At 35.1% G+C, this 19,401-nt stretch carries 15 protein-coding genes and 3 pseudogenes; 4 read left to right on the top strand and 14 right to left on the bottom strand.

From position 1 onward, the window contains the following. The first annotated feature begins 1 nt into the window (after position 1). A complete protein-coding gene (gene hslO, locus M9426_RS06230; RefSeq protein ID WP_250341668.1) occupies positions 2 to 922 on the top strand; it encodes an Hsp33 family molecular chaperone HslO in 921 nt (306 codons plus the stop codon). A gap of 50 nt (positions 923 to 972) precedes the next feature. Here the strand turns inward: hslO and M9426_RS06235 are convergent, their stop codons facing one another. The 6 genes from M9426_RS06235 to mgtA all read right to left on the bottom strand — a co-directional run bounded on the left by M9426_RS06235 (position 973) and on the right by mgtA (position 10,261). Further along, entirely contained in the window at positions 973 to 1,479 is a 507-nt protein-coding gene (locus tag M9426_RS06235) for an ECF transporter S component (RefSeq protein WP_250341669.1), read from the bottom strand. Positions 1,480 to 1,614: 135 nt separating this feature from the next. Then, positions 1,615 to 3,909 (bottom strand): homoserine kinase, encoded by a 2,295-nt coding sequence (thrB, locus tag M9426_RS06240; RefSeq protein WP_250341670.1) that lies wholly within the window; start codon positions 3,907 to 3,909, stop codon positions 1,615 to 1,617. Then, positions 3,906 to 5,087: a homoserine dehydrogenase gene (locus tag M9426_RS06245; RefSeq protein ID WP_250341671.1), complete on the bottom strand. Its 1,182-nt coding sequence runs from the start codon at positions 5,085 to 5,087 to the stop codon at positions 3,906 to 3,908. Before M9426_RS06245 ends, thrB begins: the two co-directional genes overlap by 4 nt. A 1-nt stretch (position 5,088) precedes the next feature. Continuing rightward, positions 5,089 to 6,066, bottom strand: a complete 978-nt coding sequence (locus M9426_RS06250) for an aspartate-semialdehyde dehydrogenase (protein WP_250341672.1) — start codon at positions 6,064 to 6,066, stop codon at positions 5,089 to 5,091. A gap of 2 nt (positions 6,067 to 6,068) precedes the next feature. Next, positions 6,069 to 7,379: an aspartate kinase gene (locus M9426_RS06255; protein ID WP_250341673.1), complete on the bottom strand. Its 1,311-nt coding sequence runs from the start codon at positions 7,377 to 7,379 to the stop codon at positions 6,069 to 6,071. 350 nt (positions 7,380 to 7,729) lie between these two features. Continuing rightward, positions 7,730 to 10,261, bottom strand: a complete 2,532-nt coding sequence (gene mgtA / locus M9426_RS06260; RefSeq protein ID WP_250341674.1) for a magnesium-translocating P-type ATPase — start codon at positions 10,259 to 10,261, stop codon at positions 7,730 to 7,732. A gap of 392 nt (positions 10,262 to 10,653) precedes the next feature. Here mgtA and M9426_RS06265 point away from each other — a divergent pair, with 392 nt between their 5' ends. Then, entirely contained in the window at positions 10,654 to 11,028 is a 375-nt protein-coding gene (locus tag M9426_RS06265) for a hypothetical protein (protein WP_250341675.1), read from the top strand. Position 11,029: 1 nt separating this feature from the next. Beyond that, entirely contained in the window at positions 11,030 to 11,455 is a 426-nt protein-coding gene (locus tag M9426_RS06270) for a MarR family winged helix-turn-helix transcriptional regulator (protein WP_005957777.1), read from the top strand. Between the two features lie 329 nt (positions 11,456 to 11,784). Here M9426_RS06270 and M9426_RS06275 read toward each other — a convergent pair whose 3' ends face one another. After that, positions 11,785 to 12,036 (bottom strand): mobilization protein, encoded by a 252-nt coding sequence (locus M9426_RS06275; protein ID WP_072071454.1) that lies wholly within the window; start codon positions 12,034 to 12,036, stop codon positions 11,785 to 11,787. 671 nt (positions 12,037 to 12,707) lie between these two features. Here M9426_RS06275 and M9426_RS06280 point away from each other — a divergent pair. Beyond that, on the top strand, positions 12,708 to 12,935 hold the full coding sequence (locus M9426_RS06280) for a helix-turn-helix domain-containing protein (RefSeq protein WP_019034280.1): 228 nt from the start codon (positions 12,708 to 12,710) through the stop codon (positions 12,933 to 12,935). A 581-nt stretch (positions 12,936 to 13,516) separates the two neighbouring features. On the opposite strand, the gene M9426_RS06285 is transcribed toward M9426_RS06280, so the two are convergent. The 7 genes and pseudogenes from M9426_RS06285 to guaA form a co-directional block, all read right to left on the bottom strand. Further along, on the bottom strand, positions 13,517 to 15,613 hold the full coding sequence (locus M9426_RS06285; RefSeq protein ID WP_250341676.1) for a heavy metal translocating P-type ATPase: 2,097 nt from the start codon (positions 15,611 to 15,613) through the stop codon (positions 13,517 to 13,519). A 19-nt stretch (positions 15,614 to 15,632) separates the two neighbouring features. Beyond that, on the bottom strand, positions 15,633 to 16,082 hold the full coding sequence (locus tag M9426_RS06290; RefSeq protein WP_250341677.1) for a CopY/TcrY family copper transport repressor: 450 nt from the start codon (positions 16,080 to 16,082) through the stop codon (positions 15,633 to 15,635). Positions 16,083 to 16,197: 115 nt separating this feature from the next. Next, positions 16,198 to 16,293 (bottom strand): annotated as a pseudogene (locus M9426_RS09355) (relaxase); the annotation flags it as partial. Positions 16,294 to 16,813: 520 nt separating this feature from the next. After that, complete coding sequence (locus tag M9426_RS06295) at positions 16,814 to 16,942, bottom strand: LDCC motif putative metal-binding protein (protein WP_005957740.1); 129 nt, start codon at positions 16,940 to 16,942, stop codon at positions 16,814 to 16,816. A 194-nt stretch (positions 16,943 to 17,136) separates the two neighbouring features. Next, positions 17,137 to 17,391: pseudogene (locus tag M9426_RS06300) on the bottom strand (relaxase/mobilization nuclease domain-containing protein); the annotation flags it as partial. 1 nt (position 17,392) lies between these two features. Further along, positions 17,393 to 17,581: pseudogene (locus tag M9426_RS06305) on the bottom strand (plasmid mobilization relaxosome protein MobC); the annotation flags it as partial. A gap of 200 nt (positions 17,582 to 17,781) precedes the next feature. Next, positions 17,782 to 19,302 carry a glutamine-hydrolyzing GMP synthase gene (gene guaA / locus M9426_RS06310; RefSeq protein ID WP_250341678.1) on the bottom strand — a complete coding sequence of 507 codons (1,521 nt, stop codon included), beginning with the start codon at positions 19,300 to 19,302 and terminating at the stop codon, positions 17,782 to 17,784. Positions 19,303 to 19,401 lie beyond the last annotated feature (99 nt).

Genomic DNA, 19,401 nt, shown 5'->3' on the forward strand with positions numbered 1-19,401 from the left:
TTTGGGATATATTTTAAGAGCAATAGATGAAACAGAAACAATAAAAATTTCTGCTGCCATAACAACTGATGTAGTTGAAGAGGCAGCAAAGATTCACAATCTATCAAAGACAACTGCAGCAGCCCTTGGCAGGGTTTTAACTGCAACAGCAATTATTGGATCATGGCAAAAAAATGAAAAGGACTCAATAACTCTTTCCATTAACGGAAATGGACCAGCAGGTCCCATTGTTGCAACTTGTAAAAACGACGGCTATGTAAAGGGTTACGTTGCAAGACCTGGGGCTGACCTTCCAATAAGAAAGTCCGACGGCAAGATTGACGTTGCTGGAGCAGTGGGCCAAGGAACCCTTACTGTGACAATGGACGTTGGAATGAAGAAGCCTTACACAGGGACAGTCAACCTAACAAGTGGAGAAATCGCAGAAGACCTTGCAGTTTACTTCTTGCAATCAGATCAAGTTCCATCAGCAGTTGGACTTGGAGTCCTAGTTGATGTTGACTATTCAATAAAGGCAGCAGGTGGCTTCATAGTTCAACTAATGCCAGACTGCAGGGAAGAAGAAATTGCAAAGCTGGAAGAAAACTTGAAGAAGTTAAAGAATGTAACTTCAGTAATTGATGAGTACCACGACGCAGAAAAGTTAATTGAAATTTTAATGGAAGGCATGAACTACAAGGTCCTTGAAAAGAGAGATATTGAGTACAAGTGCAACTGCTCTCGTGAAAAAGTTGAAGATGCCATAGTGTCAGTTGGCCCAAAAGAAATTAGAGAAATTTTAGAAGAAGACAAGAAGGCAGAAGTAAATTGCTATTTCTGCAACTCTGTTTACAATTTCGATGAAAAAGACCTTGAGAGAATGCTAAAGAAGGCAGAGGACATAAATAAAAATAGGGAAATAATAATCCAAGATAATTTTTAAAACTTTATAAAAAAGAAAGATAGCTAGAAAATTTAATCTAGCTATCTTTTTTATTTTATGCTATTAAAAACTTTTTCCATGGGTTTTAATATCACAAGGACGATGATGGATGATACTCCAATTTGAATTAGGTTGCCTGGTATTGATGCAAGGGGTGCAGCAAAGGAAGACAAGATAAAAATTTCTCCTATGTAATAAACAACAACTTTTACAAGGGCAACAAGAATGAAGGACAAGATTAAACTTTTAAGAGTGTACTTCTTGTAGTTCATCTTGTTAAGTATGTAGCCCATAATAAGTGCTGAGATCACAGTCATTGGTGACCAAAGGATCCATCCACTTGTGAGGTCGAAGAGTCCCATGCCCAAGGCTCCTGCTGTCATGCCAACTCTCTTGTCAAAAAATATGGCTGCCAAGAAGAAGGGTACATTGCCCAAGTGAATTAAGCCTCCGTTGGGAGAGAAGGGAAGTTGAATTTTTACAACCCAAGTGAATACATATACAAGTGCAATAAATAGTGAAGTGACGACAAGGTCTCTGACCTTAAAATTTTTCATGTGAGCTCCTTTCACGTTTTTAAAAATATTTTAAAACTATTTTATCAGAAATTGTCATATAAATAAAGAACAAGGTCGACAATCCGACCTTGTTTTTAAAAATTTTATTTCATAAGTTTCTGTAAAGTCAAAATTTTAAATTATGAAGGCTCCCTTTTTATCAAGGTCAAGTGCCACAACTTCATAAGAATTTGCGAGTTTGTCTAAGTTATTTTTTATTTCCTCTTCTGAAGTCTTGTCCTTGGCCTTTAAGACTAGCATTATTGTTGAGCCGGCACCACTTAGGTAGTGACCAAGGGCATCGCTATCATAAATAATTTTTTCAATCTCATGAATTTCTGGAATTAGTTTTAACCTGTAGGGCTCGTGAATCTTGTCATCAAGGGCAACTTTTAAGTTTTCTTGGTCGCCAGAGATTAGGAACAAGATGACCATGGAAAGCCTTGATAGGTTAAAGACAACATCTTCCTTTGAGTAAGTCTTTGGCAAGACATCCCTTGCTTCCTTTGTAGGTAGTTTGAAGTCAGGAATTATTGCCAAGAATTTAAAATTATTTGAAATTTCAAATTTTTCTACATAGACTTGGTCATCTTTTAAGATTGAAGCCACAGCATTTCCAAAAATTGCTGGAGCCACATTGTCTGGATGGCCTTCCATCTTTGTTGCAATTTTTAAAATCTCCTTCTTATCAAAGTCTCTCTTCATGACCTCGAAGGCTGCCATAATGCCCATGACAATGCAGGCAGCTGATGATCCAAGACCACGTGAAAGGGGAATGTTTGCGTCAAGGTCAAAGTCAACAGGAAGGACTTCTTTATCGTAGAAGTCGAAGGCATACTTGTAGGCCTTGTAGATTAAATTTGTTTTTAAATTATTTTCAAATTCCTCTTTATTATCAGTCAATTTAAATTCACAAGTGTTGGCAAGGTCAAGGGCAAGTCCAAGTACGTCAAAGCCAGGTCCTAGGTTGGCAGAAGTTGCTGGGACAGAAATTCTCTTGCCACGTTTTGCAAATTTTAAAACTTCTTCTTCGATTTCATTTTTTTGAATTTTTGTCTTGTGAAGAATTTTTTTATTTTTCAATTTTTTAATTTCAGATGGAATCTTCACTCCAGTTTTTTCGTGAAGAATATTTATGTTTTCAAACTCGTCATCTGAAAGATTTTCTCCAAGGGCCTCAAGGACTGTTGAAGAAAACTTGTAGGGACTTGCAGTTGACAAAATCACAGTCTTTTCAAATCCAAGCTTGTCTACAATATTTTTTGCCACCCCTGTGTGAGGGTCAATTAAATAATTTTCTTCTTCAAAGACCTTCTTAATAGTTTTCCTTGTCTCGTCTTCATTGGCATAGCCACACAAGAATTCATTGAAGTCTCCCTCGAAGTCAAAGACTCCCTTGTCCCTTAGGTCATCCATCTTTTCTTTAACAACAGCATCTGATGACTTGTGGAAGATTAGTCTCTCAAGATTTGATGAAACTAAGATGTCCATGGAAGGAGAAATTGTCTTTACAAGGTCTCTGTTGGCATCGTAAGTCCCAGTAGTGAAGAAGTCTGTCAAAACATTGTTGTCATTTGATGCAATTACAAGTTTGTCAACTGGCAGACCCATTTCCTTGGCGTAATAACCTGCCAAGATGTCTCCAAAGTTACCAGTTGGGACGCAGAAGGAAATTTTTTCGCCAGCATCTATTTTTTTATTTTTAACTAGGTCTGCATAGGAATAAAAATAATAAACAATTTGGGGAAGGAGTCTGCCAATGTTTATGGAGTTGGCAGAAGAAAGATAAATATTTTCTTTATTAAGCTCTTCCTTTATAGCTACATCGTTAAATATTTTTTTCACAGCAGATTGAGCATCGTCAAAGTTTCCATCAATGGAAATAACTTTTGAATTTAAAGATCCTGTTGTATCCATTTGAGCCTTTTGGATGGAGCTCACACCTTCTGTTGGATATAGGACCAAGATGTCAATGTCCTCTGTGTTGTAAAAACCTTCAAGGGCAGCCTTACCAGTGTCGCCAGATGTTGCAGTAAGGATTAATGTCTTGTCCTTGATGCCCAGAGATTTTTTTGCATAAGCCAAGAGGTTTGGAAGAAGGCAAAGGGCAAAGTCCTTAAAGGCAGAAGTCCTGCCATGATAAAGTTCTAGGTAAAAATCCTTTTGGTAAGAAATATTTACAATTTCATCTTCAAAGGATGCGTAGGATTTTTCTATAATTTTTAACAAGTCATCCTTGTCAAAGTCTGTCAAATATAAGGAAAGAATCTTGTGGGCCAAGTCTGTGTATGATAGGTCCAAATTTTCCATTATGTCGAAGCTAGGGAAGGATTCTGGGACAAAGAGTCCGCCATCTTCAGAGATTCCCTTAACAATGGCTTCTCTGCCAGAAATTTTTAAATTTGAATTTCTTGTTGATAAAAATTTCATAGGTCCTCCTCAATTTCTGCCAAGAAAACTTGTGAAAGGTCGCCTAGGGCATCTCTCAAGTCATCAAGGGAAACTTTCTTTGTAATAATTAAGTGTTGGTCGTCTAGGACTTTTTCTTCTTCTATCAGGTCTTTTAATTTTTCTGAAACTTCACTAGTCCTTACATAAAATTTATTTTTCAAATTATTTTCGACTTCATAAGAATTTCCCGCGTCATAAAAAGTCTTGATTTCTCTTCTTGCAAGAACTCTCAAGAGGTCACGCATAACTGCATCGGCAGTTTCAAGCTTGCCTGCACCAGGTCCCTTTAGCTCGTAGGCAGAGAAATTTTCTCCCCAGACCTTTACTCCATTAGTTCCACCAAAAGTCTTTGCAAAGAAATTATCCTTTATAAATGTAGGTACTACAGAAATATTTATTTTATCCTTTGCGAGCTCTGACTTTGCAAGAAGTCTAATGGAATAGCCTTTTTCCTTTGCGAAATCAAAATCAGATTTATTTACATTTTGAATGCCAAAAGTAAAAATTTCTTCTTCATTTATTTTTGCATTGTAGATGAGAGAAGATAAAATTCTAATCTTTCTCATGGCATCAAAGCCGCCAACATCAGCAGTAGGATCTGCCTCGGCATATCCAAGTTCTTGTGCTTCCCTTAGGACCTCGTCATAGGAGGACCCTTCCACTTCCATCTTTGAAAGGATGTAGTTGGAAGTTCCGTTTAAAATCCCTTGGACCTTATGCATGTCGCTGAAGAAGGCCTCTTCCATGATGGGGTGGATTACTGGAATTGCACCAGCAACTGCAGCCTCATAGGAGAAATAAATATTCTTTTCTCTAGCAAGCTCATTTAATTCTTCAAAATATTTTGAAACCACAGCCTTGTTGGCAGTGACAATATTTTTGCCATCCTTCATTAGGTCTACAATTCTTTCGTAAGTTTCTTCAAGACTTGATGTCACATCAATAACTGTGTCCACATCAGAATTTAAAATTTCATCAAAATCATCTGTGAAAGCGAGGTCGCCAGCCAAGGGAGACCTTTTTTTATTTTTATTTCTAATTAAAACTTTTTCAATTTTTATATCAAAATGATTTTTTAAAAGGGCATCTCTTTTTTTGTATAGAATTTCTTCGACACCTGTTCCCACAGTGCCAAAGCCCATTATTGCAATTTTCAACTTAAACCTCCAAGACTTTTTCCGCAATTTGCACTGCGTTAGTTGCAGCTCCCTTCCTAATGTTGTCGGCACAAGACCATAGGTTTAGACCATTTTCTACAGTGAAGTCACGTCTAATTCTGCCAACAAAAACTTCATTCTTGTCGGCTGCCATTAGGGGCATTGGATAAACTTCATTGGCAAGATCATCTTGAAGTACCATGCCAGGGTAGTCGCCGATGATTTTTTTTACATCTTCCACTTCAAAAGGTCTTTCCACTTCAACATTAATGGAAATTGAGTGGGAGAACTTAACTGGCACACGAACTGTTGTGGCAGTAACAAGGATAGAGTCGTCGTGAAGAATTTTTTTAGTTTCGTTAATCATCTTCATTTCTTCCTTGGAGTAGCCATTGTCTAAGAAGACATCAATTTGTGGGATGCAGTTATTCTTAATTGGATACTTGTAAGCAAGTTGTGTTCCTTCTTCCAAGTCAGAAATTCCCTTTATGCCAGATCCAGAAACTGATTGGTAAGTAGAATAAATTACCCTCTTGATCTTGTACTTGTCGTGAATTGGCTTAAGTGGAAGTACAGATTGGATAGTTGAACAATTTGGGTTTGCAATAATTCCCTTGTTCATTTTAATATCTTCAGGATTGATTTCTGGAACAACTAGGGGAACCTCTGGGTCCATCCTAAAGGCAGAGGAGTTATCAACAACAGTTACTCCGGCCTTAGCAGCTATAGGAGCGAACTTTTCACTAACAGCACCTCCAGCAGAGAAGAGGGCGATCTTAATGTCTCTTCCTTCAAAGGAATCTTCCTTTAATTCCTCAACAGTGTATTCCTTTCCACAATATTCAATTTTTTTGCCAGCTGATTTCTTGGAGCTAAACAAGTATAAATTGTCTATTGGGAAATTTTCTTCACTTAAAACCTTTAACATCATGCTTCCAACAAGTCCAGTTGCACCTACAACTGCTACATTAACCTTCATCTTTAGTCCTCCTTATAAAATTCTCTATAAATTGCGCGAATTGCTTTTTCAAAATCCTGAGTTTCCACACCAATAATAATATTGATTTCGCTGGAACCCTGACTAATCATCTTAATATTAATTCCTTCTCTGGCAAGGGCAGTGAAAGTCCTAGAAGACACACCCTTTTCATTGATCATGCCACGTCCAACAACGGCAATTAGGGAGATGTCCCTTTCCCAAGAAATATTGTCCACGTTTAAATAAATCTTTAGCTCTTCAAGAACCTTGTTTAGCTTTGGTGTGATGTAAGAATCTGCAACAAGGACAGAAACTGAATCAATACTTGAAGGCATGTGCTCAATGGAAATATCATTAGACTCGAAAACTGTAGTGAGCTTCCTGAAAAAGTCCTTTTCGCTATTCATATTTACCTTCTCAAGATTTATAACAGTGAAATCTTTTTTGCCAGAGATACCAGTTAAAATATTTTTATTTTTTATGTCACATTGAGAAAGAATCAAAGTCCCTTCTTCATGAGGGGCGTTAGTATTTTTAATATTGATTGGAATGTTCTTGTCCCTAAGGGGGAAGATTGCCTCTTCGTGAAGGACCTTGGCTCCCATGTAGGAAAGCTCCCTCAATTCCTTGTAGGTGATAGTTCCAATAGGGGATGGGTTCTTGACGATTTTGGGGTCGGCAACTAAGAAGCCAGACACATCAGTGAAGTTTTCATACATCTCTGCATCAAGGGCAGAGGCAATGACAGAACCTGTCACATCAGATCCACCACGAGAAAAAGTTTTGACCTTGCCGTCTTCCTTTTCTCCATAGAAGCCAGGGACAACAGCCTTTTCATGTTGAGTTAGAAGATTTCTAATCTTTTCCTCTGACTTCGGAAGGTCCAAGACCCCATTGGTAAAGGCAATCAAGTCTCTTGCATCTACAAAGTCAAAGCCAAGATAGGCTGCAAGGACTTGGGCACTTATAAACTCGCCACGGCTTATGACGAAGTCGTAGCTTGCTCCATTAGTGATCTCATCCTTGACTTCGGCAAGAATCTTATCAATGTCTATATCCAAAACAAGATCATCAACAATATTCTTATAAACATTCTCGATGATCTTGTAAACTTCATTAAAATTCAATTCGTGCGCACTTAGCTCGTGGCACATTGCTAGAAGGTCAGTGACCTTGTGATTGTTGTTAACTCCTTTTCCAGGCGCAGAAACTACTATGTACTTTCTAGCTTCATCTTCCAGTACAATATCCTTAACTTTTTTCAGCTGACGAGCATCGGCAAGTGAACTGCCACCAAATTTTGCGACTTTCATCTCTTTCTCCTTTTTGTAAAATTAAGAAAAACTTTTAACACAATAAAAATTTTTGAGTTAATAAAAATTATTTAATCAAAACTACTTAATAATAAAATTTTGAATTGAAAAATAAATTTATAGAACAAGCTTATAAATATAAGTAAAAATGTTAAAAGTAATTTTTTCGATTATACAATTATTTAGCCCAGTTGTCAATTGAAAGGGACTTATAAGAAAGGAAGAAGAGGGATATCATAATAAATTTAAAACAAGCGAGAGAGAACAAAAATTTAAAATTTGAAAAATAAAAAAGGCCGAGTTAACTCGACCTAAATTTTTCTAAGCTATTAAGATTGTTTTCTTTAAATTTATTTTCTTGAAAAGGAGTTGCGTTTATAAAATTCTTTTTTCAACGCTTCTGCCACCAAAGCATAGACGAAGGAAATTAAAAACATGGCAAGTAGGACCTTGATAGGAAGGTCAACTAAACCAAGATAGGAGTTAATTGGGCTGTAAATTATTCCAACTAAGAGGATGCTGACACAAACTATAGCTAGGATTAATTTTTTGGAAGGTTTGCTTTTAAAAATTGGTCTTGCAGTCCTAACGATTAACATAACCACCATAGCTGAGATAACAGACTCTAACATCCAACCTGTTTGGAAATAGCTTTCCTTTGCCTTGAAAATATAAATTAAAACAAAGAAGGTCACATAGTCAAATAGGGAGGATATAATTCCAAAAACAACCATAAACCTCTTAATAAATTTCATGTCCCACTTAACAGGATTCTTCAACCAGTCCTCATCAACAGAGTCCGATGCAATTTGCAAAGAAGGGAAGTCAGTTAACAAGTTTGTAAGAAGAATTTGCTTAGGCAAGAGGGGCAAAAACTTCAAGAAAAGACTTGCGCCTGCCATAGAAAACATATTTCCAAAGTTGGCACTTGTAGCGACAAAGATATACTTCAAGGTGTTGATGAAGGTCCTTCTTCCTTCCTTAATGCCAGACAAGAGGACAGTGAGACTGTTTTGCAAAAGAACAATCGAAGCTGCATCCTTTGCTGTGTCAGCAGCAGTGTCAACAGATATGCCAACGTCAGCTACCTTTATGGCAGGAGCATCATTGATGCCATCTCCCATGTAGCCAACAATTTCTCCAGCTTCCTTATAAGACCTAATGATTTTTTCCTTTTGATTAGGACTTATTTCAGCAAATATATCAATATCTAAAACTTTTTTGTTAAGTTGACTTATGGAGTAAGAACTTAGATCTTCTCCAAGCAAAATTTTTTCGGGATTAAGTCCAATTTGACTGCCAATATTTTTTGCAATCTCTTGGTTGTCCCCAGTTATCATCTTTAAGGCAACGCCAAGCTTATTCATATGGCTAACAACGTCCCTTATGTCTTCCTTTAAAGGGTCAATGAAGAGCAAGAAACCCTTGAAGATCATATCTTGGGCAGCTTCTTTTTCAGGGTCGCAAGAGTCATCTAAAAATTTGTAGGAAAGACCTAAGACCCTATAGCCTTGACTTGAATACTTATTGAAAGAATTTTTTAAACTAGAGACCACATCATCAATTGGACCAATAGAACCATCACTTCCTTCGTAAGTCTTGCAAATCTTTAAGATGCTTTCAAAGGCCCCCTTGGTGACCATTAAATTTTTATTTGAAAAATCATCATTGGTTTTCACAATGACACTCAAGAGTTTATTTTCAAAAGAGTAGGGGATTTCAAAAAGTTTTTTGTAGGCAGAAAAATCTTCTGACTTGTCACTTAAGATAGCCTCATCAATTGGATTTGCATAGCCCTCTTGAAAGTATGAATTAAGACCTGCAAATTTTCTTAATTTTTCAGAATTTTCTCCAGCAAAGTTGAGGCTAGAGTGGAGCTTAACCTTACCTTGAGTGATAGTTCCAGTTTTGTCAGAACACATAACTGTCATGGAACCAAAGTTTTCGATGGAGTTTAATTTTTTCACAATAACGCCTTGCTCAGACATCTTCTTGGCACCCTGTGACAAGTTGACGCTAATAATAGCTGGCAACATTTGTGGAGTTAGACCAACAGATAGGGCAAGGGCAAACATGAAGGATTCCAAAAAAGACTTATTTAAAACAATATTAAACAAGAAAATTAAACCAATTAAGAGGGTTGTAACGTGCAAGATTAAATTTCCAAAATTTTTAATGCCCTTTTCGAAGTCAGTATCCGAATCTCTTTGACTAAGAGAATTTGTAATTTTTCCAAACTCAGTATCCTTTGCCAAGTTGACAATTAGAGCCTTGCCAGACCCACTAATAAGATGAGTCCCCATCCAAAGAGAATTTTTTCTAGCAGAAAGACCTGTGCTTGCATCTAATTTTCCGCATGACTTTTCAACAGGGAAGGTCTCCCCAGTCAAGCTTGACTCATCAGTTGTAAGAGAGTTACTTTCAATAAGCAAACAATCAGCAGGGATCATGTCGCCAGTTTTAACCTTAATTATGTCACCAAGAGTTAGATCAGCATTGTCTAACTCTTTAAAACTTCCATCTCTTAAAACTGATGACGTAACACTAACAGAAGAAAGGAGTTTCTTCACAGCGTCCTTTGCCTTGCTCTCATGAAGATAACTCAAGAGAGAAGAAATCAAAATTATAATTAAAATAATGAAGCCATCAGAATAATCCTTCAAAAAAATTGACAAGATAGCAGCAAAGATAAGAATCAAAGTAATAGGACTTTTGAATTGAGATAAAAATATCATGAAGTTAGAAGAAGCCTTCTTCTCATCAAAAACATTCTTACCATAAGTTTCAATCCTCTCGGCAGCCTCTTGACTAGTTAAACCATCACGGCCAGATTTTAATTCCTTCAACGCATCATCTATGTCATAAGACCAAAAATTTTTCATAATACCTCCTAGATAGGTCAAATATATATCTAACAATAATAAAACACAAGAGATTTACAAAAATAAAAATATGTAAGTAAAATAAAAAAAGACCGAAGGCTCCTCGCCAGAGGGCTGTGATTTTCCGCAGTCATGGTCTGTTCCAAATCAAAAAGAGGACGCTACGCTTCCCCTGCACTGGCTGCCGCCAGCTACCCTTTGAAAGGAAAAATTTATAGAAACAGTATTTACTACGAAATTCACCACTAAAATATTATTTTAAGAGATATAAACTTAAAAACAAATTAGTTGACGCATCAACTAATTTGTGGTATACTTCACTTATTATGAAAAGTGATGTAAGAGTAATGAAATATAAACGTTATATTTTCCCTATATTGATGGGGAGCACAATGAGTTGCATTATGTCTCAGATGAATACTGGAAAAATTGTTTTTCCGTCTATACTTTTAATGATATTATTGCAATCTATAGTTGCAAGTATAGCATCTTTGATTTTTCCGGCTGGACTTATAGGTGCAAAAGTAACAGAGAAACTATATACTGGAAAATCATATATTGTTTTTTTAGTTCTTTCATCAATAATTCCAGCGATATATTTTACTACAATTATGTCTGTAAGCGGATTGTTAAGAATGAAGGGATATGATGAGAATTTCTGGAAAATATATTTTTCCTCATTTCCTATTAATGTTGTATTAGGATATTTTTCGAGTATTTTTTGGAATGTGATATTGGACAAAGTTTTAAGAAGAAAAGAGGCATAAAGTGGAGAAAAGTATCGGAAAACTTATAACTTATTTATCGAGATGTATTCAGCAAGAATTAAAAAATGTAGTTGTTCCATTTGACATAAGTGTCGGAGAAGAGCCTTATTACATGGCACTTACAAAACAGGATGGATTGACTCAGGATCAATTAACAAAGCTTGTGAAAGTAGATAAGGCTGGTACGGCTCGAATGGTTAAATCATTAGAGCAAAAAGGATATATCACACGAGAAACAGACCCTAAAGATAAAAGAAACAAAAAAATACATCTTACAGAAAGAGGACGATTAAAATATGAACCTTTAAGTAGAGCATTAAAAGAATTTAATCAGAAGTTGACATCAGAATGGACAGATGAACAATATGAAATCGTTTATCAAAGTCTGGAAATGCTAAAAAAAAATTTTGAGATTGATAATAAATAACTTTCAATTTATTGCCCCTCTACACATCGGGTCAACTTGCCTCGAACTTTTACACCTTGGATTGTCAACACTTATTTGTACAATTTAAAATCGAACGCACTAATTTAAGATTAAATGATAATTACTAGTTAATCTTGATTGTCTATATTTAACTGGGGGCTGTAAATAATTTTGTGTATCAACCTAAATCCTGACATAAGGGTAAGGGTTGATACATTTTTTGCATTTAAATATCTATACACTCCTATAGAAATAGAGCATATCGTAGTATTATAAAACTTTAATTATTGAACTAGAAGTTTAAATATTATCATAATTTCTACATTTTTTCATTCCCTCCTTAATAATAGTGAATGCACATCCCACAACTCCTTGGATATTTTCTCTATTTTTTCTCTCATATAATCTATATCTTTCTTATAAATGACTCCCGTTGTATTAGTTGCTTTTACGGTCTGGTTTATATTATTTGTTGCATTTGAAAGTGACCATTGTAAATCTCTAAATTGTTCTAGGTCTATAATATAAATTTCTTTTTCTTCATATGTTGAGTATATTTTTAGTTGATTTTTTAAATTTATTTTATACTAGATGTCGCTTTTAATTGTACAACCTATCAAATAAAAAAGACCATAACACTTAAGTTATGATCTAATTTTTTGTCCAAATGTAAACCACTTGGAACTATTATTTAGTTTATTCTTTTTAGCTTCCAGTACCATATCAGTACCAGTAGCCATTTTTCATTCTCTATATAGCTTGTAATCAAACCATTTCAGAAAATTTTGCGATTATTCCCATTCTTCTTTTCCAAAGGTACGATATATCTCAAATCATTCAAAATACTAGATTTTATTTTTCTAGTATCACTAAATCCACCTAATTATAGGACATTTTCAGATTTTTAGTCTCGTCCCAGTCCCAGTACCGGAGAAATATTGTTTTAATATAATATCTATTTTTGTCTTCTAAGCTCTTAAAAGTAAAAAATAAGTAAAGAGTCAAGATAAAGATAAAAAGTCTATATTAGGGCAAATAAAAAACTTTAAAACAGATGATAAAGCCAAGTCAAATAAGAAAGGCCATTGCAAAGGTGCAGAGAGATAAATATCGGCAATCTTCGGACTGCCTTTATTTTTTTGCTAAGTTTAACGCAGTAAATTATATTATTGAAAGGAATCTGTATTATATGCTCTCATTAGATAGTTAATCTATACATTTAGAAAGGTAAAATATAGAATTGGAGAATGATATGGGATTTTCATATAACAAATTATGGAAGTTATTAATAGATAAAAATATGAAAAAAACAGACTTACAATGTGCAATCGCAACAACACCCAAGACAATAGCAAAAATGGGAAGAAACGAAAATGTAAGTCTAGAAACATTAGGAAAGATTTGTGAGTATTTTCAATGTGATATTGGAGATATTATTGAATATAAGTCAATGGAAATCAAGTATGATAACGGAATTTGATAGTATTCCATATTCCAATGCTGGTAGAGGGCTACAATGCTTATTAAAAACTGAGCTTGCTTTAAATAATATTAATACAAATAAAGATAAAATAATTTTAATTGAATAGCCAGAAAACCATTTGTCATATTCTAACATGAATAATTTAATTTATATTCTACAAGAAATTAGTAATAAGGAATCTAGTCAAATAATTATTTCAACCCATAGCAGTTTTGTTTTAAATAAATTAGGCTTAGAAAATTTAATACTTTTATCAAACAAAAAAAGCTCTAAAATTACAAATTTAAGTAGTGATACAGAAAAATATTTTAAAGCTATTTCAGGATACGACACATGTGGAGACGGTGGTGTTATTGTCAAGAAAATAGAATAACAAGATATAAAAGTTTTGAAATAGGTGCTTTTAGGATTTTAAAAGAAATCAGTTCTATAATAAATTAAAAATCGTGTTGGTAGAAAAATCGTCTACTTCTACCAACACGATTTTACAAAGAGCCAGTACTTACATCTCTTTTTCTCCTGTAAAACTATTGTATCTTGATACTTTAAGGAGTTTCAATTATTCTATATGTTAATTGTCATTTTTTCGGATCTAATCTTAATAAAATAGCATTAATGGCGACTATGACTGTTGACACAGACATTAGGATTGCTCCTAATGCAGGGCTTAATGTGATACCAATAGGAGCCAAAATTCCTGCAGCTAGAGGAATAGCTATAAAGTTATAACCAGCTCCCCAAAAGAGATTTTGTTTCATTTTACGAGTTGTTTTGTGTGCTAATTCAATGAATGATTCAATATCTCCTGGGTCAGATTGAGTCAAGATGACATCAGCTGAATCCAATGCCACTTGAGTTCCTGCACCGATCGCTATTCCAACATCTGCCAAGGCAAGAGAAGGAGCATCATTGACACCGTCACCTACCATGATAACTTTTTTCCCTTCTTCTTTAAGTGTTTTTACTAACTCATATTTGTCTTGTGGAGATTGATTTGATCTATATTCAATCCCTAAATCTTCCGCCGCTCCTTGAGCCGCTTTTTCATTATCACCTGTTGCCATAATTGGCTCTATATTGTTATTTTTAAGAGCTTCTATTAACTCTTTACTCGTTGGCTTTAATTCGTCTCCTAAAGCTACAGCACCAATGGCATCATCGTTTTCTACTAAGACACTGAGAGTTGCTCCTTTTGGAATATCCATATCTAGATTACGTCCGTATGCTTTTTGACTGATTAATTGGTATTGGTGCCCATTGGCTTTACCTTCTACGCCAGCACCGGAAATTACATCAATAGAATCAAAGGATACTGGACTTATACCTTCTTGGTTGGCGAAGCTTATAATTGATTGAGCAATTGGGTGGCTAGATCCTCCTTCAATACCTGCCAGTAAGGCAATGATTTCCTCTTTTGTATATTTGTCATTAAGAAGTTTTACATCTAATACTTTAAACTCACCAGTTGTTAAAGTACCCGTTTTATCTAAAATCATCACATCTGCATCTTGAGCTATTTCTAAAGATTCTCGGTCTTTTACTAGTAAGCCACGGCTAGCTCCTAAGCTTGTGCTACGGGCGGTTACCAATGGAATAGCCAGACCCAATGCGTGCGGACAAGCAATAACTAATGTAGTAATAGTAAATATAACTGCCGTTGGCAAATCTTCTATAACCATCCATGTTACAAAAGCAATTAGCGCGACAATAACAGCAATATAGAAGAGCCATCCTGCAACCTTTTGCGCAATATTTTCTGCTCTGGAAGGCTGACTTTGAGCTTGGCTGATTAAATTCTGAACTTGAGAGATGAAGGATTGATCACCTGTCTCGTTCACTTTAATATAAAGAACTCCTTCTCCATTTGTTGAGCCTCCGATTACTTCATCGCCAGGACCTTTTTTAACTGCTTTTGATTCTCCAGTCAAAAGAGCTTCATTTACACGTGATTCGCCACGCTCGATAGTTCCGTCTGCTGGCACATTTTCTCCAGCTTGAACTCGAATTAAATCACCTACCTTTAAGTCAGCAACTGGTCGTGTTTCTATTGAATCGTCATCTAATACTACATGAGCATCTTTTGGTACTAGCTTAGCCAGTTCTTCTTGTGCATCTCCTGCTTCTCCAATAGCTTTCATCTCAATCCAGTGACCTAATAACATGATTAATAGTAATGAAGCAAATTCAAAGAAAAAATCCATAATTTGTTCACCTGTTACGTAGCTTGCTATTACAGTATAAATACTATATAAATATGAAACACTTAAACCTAAAGAAACGAGAGCCATCATTCCGGGTTCTTTTTGTTTAAATTCGTCAACTGCCCCTTGATAGAATGGACGTCCACCATAAATAATTAATATAGTAGATAAAATAGCTACTACAATATCAGAATATGGAAAAGTAAACTGGAATGGTAGGTCAAACCCAGCCATAGGGGATAAGAGCATAATAATGATTCCTAGTGGCAATGATTTTAAGAAAAGTTCCTTAAAGTTACCGTGATGATGGTGGTCATGCCCTCCGTGCCCACTGTGGTCATGACCAGCATGATGGTCGTGATGTTGATTCTTATGGTCTCCATGTTCTTCCGTGCTTACGTGCTCATGTTTTGAATGATCCATGTCGCCATGATTATGGTGACTGTGGGATAAATGTTTGTTGTTATTGTTCATTTTAAATTCCTCCTTATTCTTAATGATGATGTAAATGACATTTGCATTGTCCTTCTGGACAATTGCAATCCACATCTTCTACTGCGAAAGATTTTTTCATCTCTAATATTTTTTCTAGTCGATCTATATCATCGAAGCTTAAAACATGATCTTCAATGATGCTTCCTATTACATTTCCGACTTTCTTATTGCAAATACGGTTAAAAATATCTTCTGCATAATCCATTACGGCTTCTGTCTCTTCAATATTGGCTGTGTAAATAAACTTTCTACCTTCTTGCTCAGTATTTAGTACGCCTTTTTCAACTAATCGACCTAAGATCGTTTTGATAGTGGATTGTGTCCAGTCCATTTTTTCTTGCAATACGGAAATGACTTTTTTACTAGTTACTCGATCATTTGCCCAAACTACACGCATGACTTCCCATTCTGCATCTGTGATATAAGTATTAAGTTCTATTGTGCTCATTTTCCTTCCCACCTCGTCGTTTACAGATGTAAACAAATATGCTCAAAATAAGTTTACTATTGTAAACGAATTATGTCAAGTCTTTTTAATAAATGTAAGCAACGCTTATAGCTTTTTATCTCTCCACTTCTATCCCATAATAATTTTCATAGTTTTTTCTATACTGAACAAGGTCGGAAAATTGTTCTTTATTTAAAGAATACTCTTGCATAAAGGCTCATTGAATTAGGGATTTTAGAAAACTGATTTAGAGAGTCTTTAGGTGGCAAGTAGAAAGGCTATGAGTTTAATGCTCATAGCCGTTTTTGCGGGTCTGTAAATAATTTTGTGTATCAACCTAAATCCTGATATAAGGGTAAGGGTTGATAATTGGGATAAGATTTGATCCCAGCCTCGTATTCTATATTTCCATATGATGATCTAACTGTTTTTTTACTAGGACCATTTCTTGTATTTAATGATAGTGGTTTTTCTCCATATTCATAGTGTAAATGCTAATCTAATTCTGCTTTTAAAAGTTCTTCCATTGTATCGCCTAGAAGGTCTTTTAGAGCTTCTTGAATATCTTGTGCACTTTGAGGCTGATATTCTTCAATTAACATTTTTGCTTCTTTTTGTTTCTGGTCTTTTTTTTGGCATAAAAATTCCTCCTGATTAGTTTTTACTTACCCTAATCAGGAGGTTTCTATACACAAAATTTTACACAGTCTCCGCCATGGTCATTTTTTTCTTTATTTATATTCTCTTTTGTTCATTGAACAACAATCTAATCTTTCATTTCCAAAAGATTTTTTATTTTCATTTGCTAGATTTTTCAAGAATTTTTTCCATCTATTTTTTATTGATTCAAAGATTTTCATATTTTACCTCCTCGGGTAATTATTTGTAAATTTTCTACAATAATATTTATAACAGAAAAAAATTATTTTTTCAATTTTTTATCTCTCCACTTCCTTCCCATAATAATTTTCATAGTTTTTCCTATACTGAACAAGGTCAGAAAATTGTTCTTTATTCAAAGAATACTCTTGCATAAGGGTGTTCTTTTTTTTCATAATTCCATTCCAATTTCGTGAGCTTTTATAGGATCAACCTCTCCTGGTAGAAAAGATTGGATTAAATGTCTAGCCAAAATTGTACCCTTAGTATCATTGTCTTCTCGTGTTTTCATAAATTTAATATTGGCAGTAGATGGATGACATTTAAATGAAGATACTAAGATTTTTTCATCAGTTTTTTCACTCTTAGTTATATAGTCTATTGCCAAATTTAGAGTTGATTTTATAGGATGTATTTTTGTAATTGCCATATTAATCACCAGAACTTTCTTTTGATTTATTAAGAATCAGGGAATATATATCCCATATTTCTTTTTATAATTTTTCTATTCTTTCTCTAATATAATCAATATCTTTCTTGTAAATAACACCACTTGTATTAGTTGCTTTTACAATCTTGTTTATGTTATTTGTAGCATTTGAAAGTAACCATTTGAGATGTCAAAATAAATTAATCCTCATAATATGTACGCAAAAAGACCGTAGCTTGAAACTACGGTCTAATATTTTGTCCAAATGTAAACCACTTGGAACTATTATTCAATTTATTCTTTTTTACAAATGTTCCTATTTTAATCCCAGTTACAATTTTTAATCTTCTGTAACCATTGATTTTACAAAGTTTTTTGTTTTTTTTGCGATTATTCCCATTCTATTGTTGCTGGGGGTTTGGATGTTATATCATATACAATCCTATTTATATGGTCTACTTCGTTTACTATTCTATTTGACACCTTATCTAAGATTTCCCAAGGGATTCTTGTGAAGTCGGCTGTCATGAAGTCTGTTGTTGATACTGCACGAAGGGCTAGTGTGTAGTCGTAGGTTCTAAAGTCGCCCATTACTCCTACTGTTCTGTTGTTTGTTAGGACTGCGAAGTATTGGTTGATATCTTTGAGTTTTGCTTTTTCTAATTCGTCTCTAAAGATTTTGTCTGCATCACGAAGTATGTCGAGTTTTTCTTTTGTGATTTCGCCCATTACTCTTATGGCAAGTCCTGGTCCTGGGAAGGGTTGTCTGTCTACTAGGTAGTCGGCAAGTCCTAGCTCTCTTCCAAGGTCACGTACTTCGTCTTTAAATAGCATGCGGAGTGGTTCAATGATTTCTTTGAAGTCTACGAAGTCAGGTAGCCCGCCAACGTTGTGGTGGGATTTTATTACTGCTGAGTCGCCTAGTCCTGATTCAATTACGTCTGGGTAAATTGTTCCTTGTGCTAGGAAGTCTACTGCTTTTATTTTTTGTCCTTCTTCTTCAAAGACTCTTATGAATTCTTCGCCGATGATTTTTCTTTTTCTTTCTGGGTCTGTTACGCCTGCTAGTTTATTTAAAAATCTTTCTTCTGCATCCACTCTTATGAAGTGCATGCCTGAGTCTTTAAAAGCTTCTTCTACTTCGTCACCTTCGTTCTTTCTCATTAGGCCGTGGTCTACGAAGATACATGTTAGTTTTTCACCAACTGCTTTTGATAGTAGGGCTGCTGTTACTGATGAGTCAACTCCACCTGATAGGGCAAGGAGGACTTTTCCATCGCCAACTTTTTCTTTTATTTCTTGGATGGATTTTTTCGCATAGTTTTCCATTGTCCAATCTTTTTTTGCTCCACAGATTTCTACTGCAAAGTTTTCTAACATTTCTTTGCCATGAACTGAGTGGTTTACTTCTGGATGGAATTGTAGGGCATAAAGTTTTTTGTCTACATTTGTCATGCCTGCTATTGGACAGTTTTTACTTTTTGCTATTACTTCAAAGCCTTCTGGCACTTGGCTCACTCTATCTACGTGACTCATCCAAACTGTTTCTTCTTTTGATAGGTTTTTAAAGATAAGTGATTCTTTTGTTTCGATTTCTGTTTTTCCAAATTCTCTTTCATTTGGTGCTTTTATTACTTCGCCACCAAGTGTGTGTGCCATGATTTGCATTCCGTAGCAAAGTCCAAGTACTGGTATGCCCTTGTCGAAGATTTCTTTTTCTATTTGTGGTGCGCCTTCTTCATAGACTGAGTTAGGTCCACCTGTAAATATTATTCCTTCTACATTGTTTCTATTTTCTAATTCTTTTAAGGCCTTGTTGTAGGGTACAACTTCGCAGTAAATGTTAAGATCTCTTATTCGTCTTGCTATTAACTGGTTGTATTGGCCGCCAAAGTCAACTACTAGTATCATATTAACCTCCTCTTCATTTAGTCCATTTTATAATAAATTTTTAATTTTGTATAGTTTCAGCTGAAGGGATTTGATTTAAATTAAGTAATTAGCCTATTT

The sequence above is a fragment of the Peptoniphilus genitalis genome (assembly GCF_023614525.1).
GTDB lineage: Bacteria > Bacillota > Clostridia > Tissierellales > Peptoniphilaceae > Peptoniphilus_A > Peptoniphilus_A genitalis.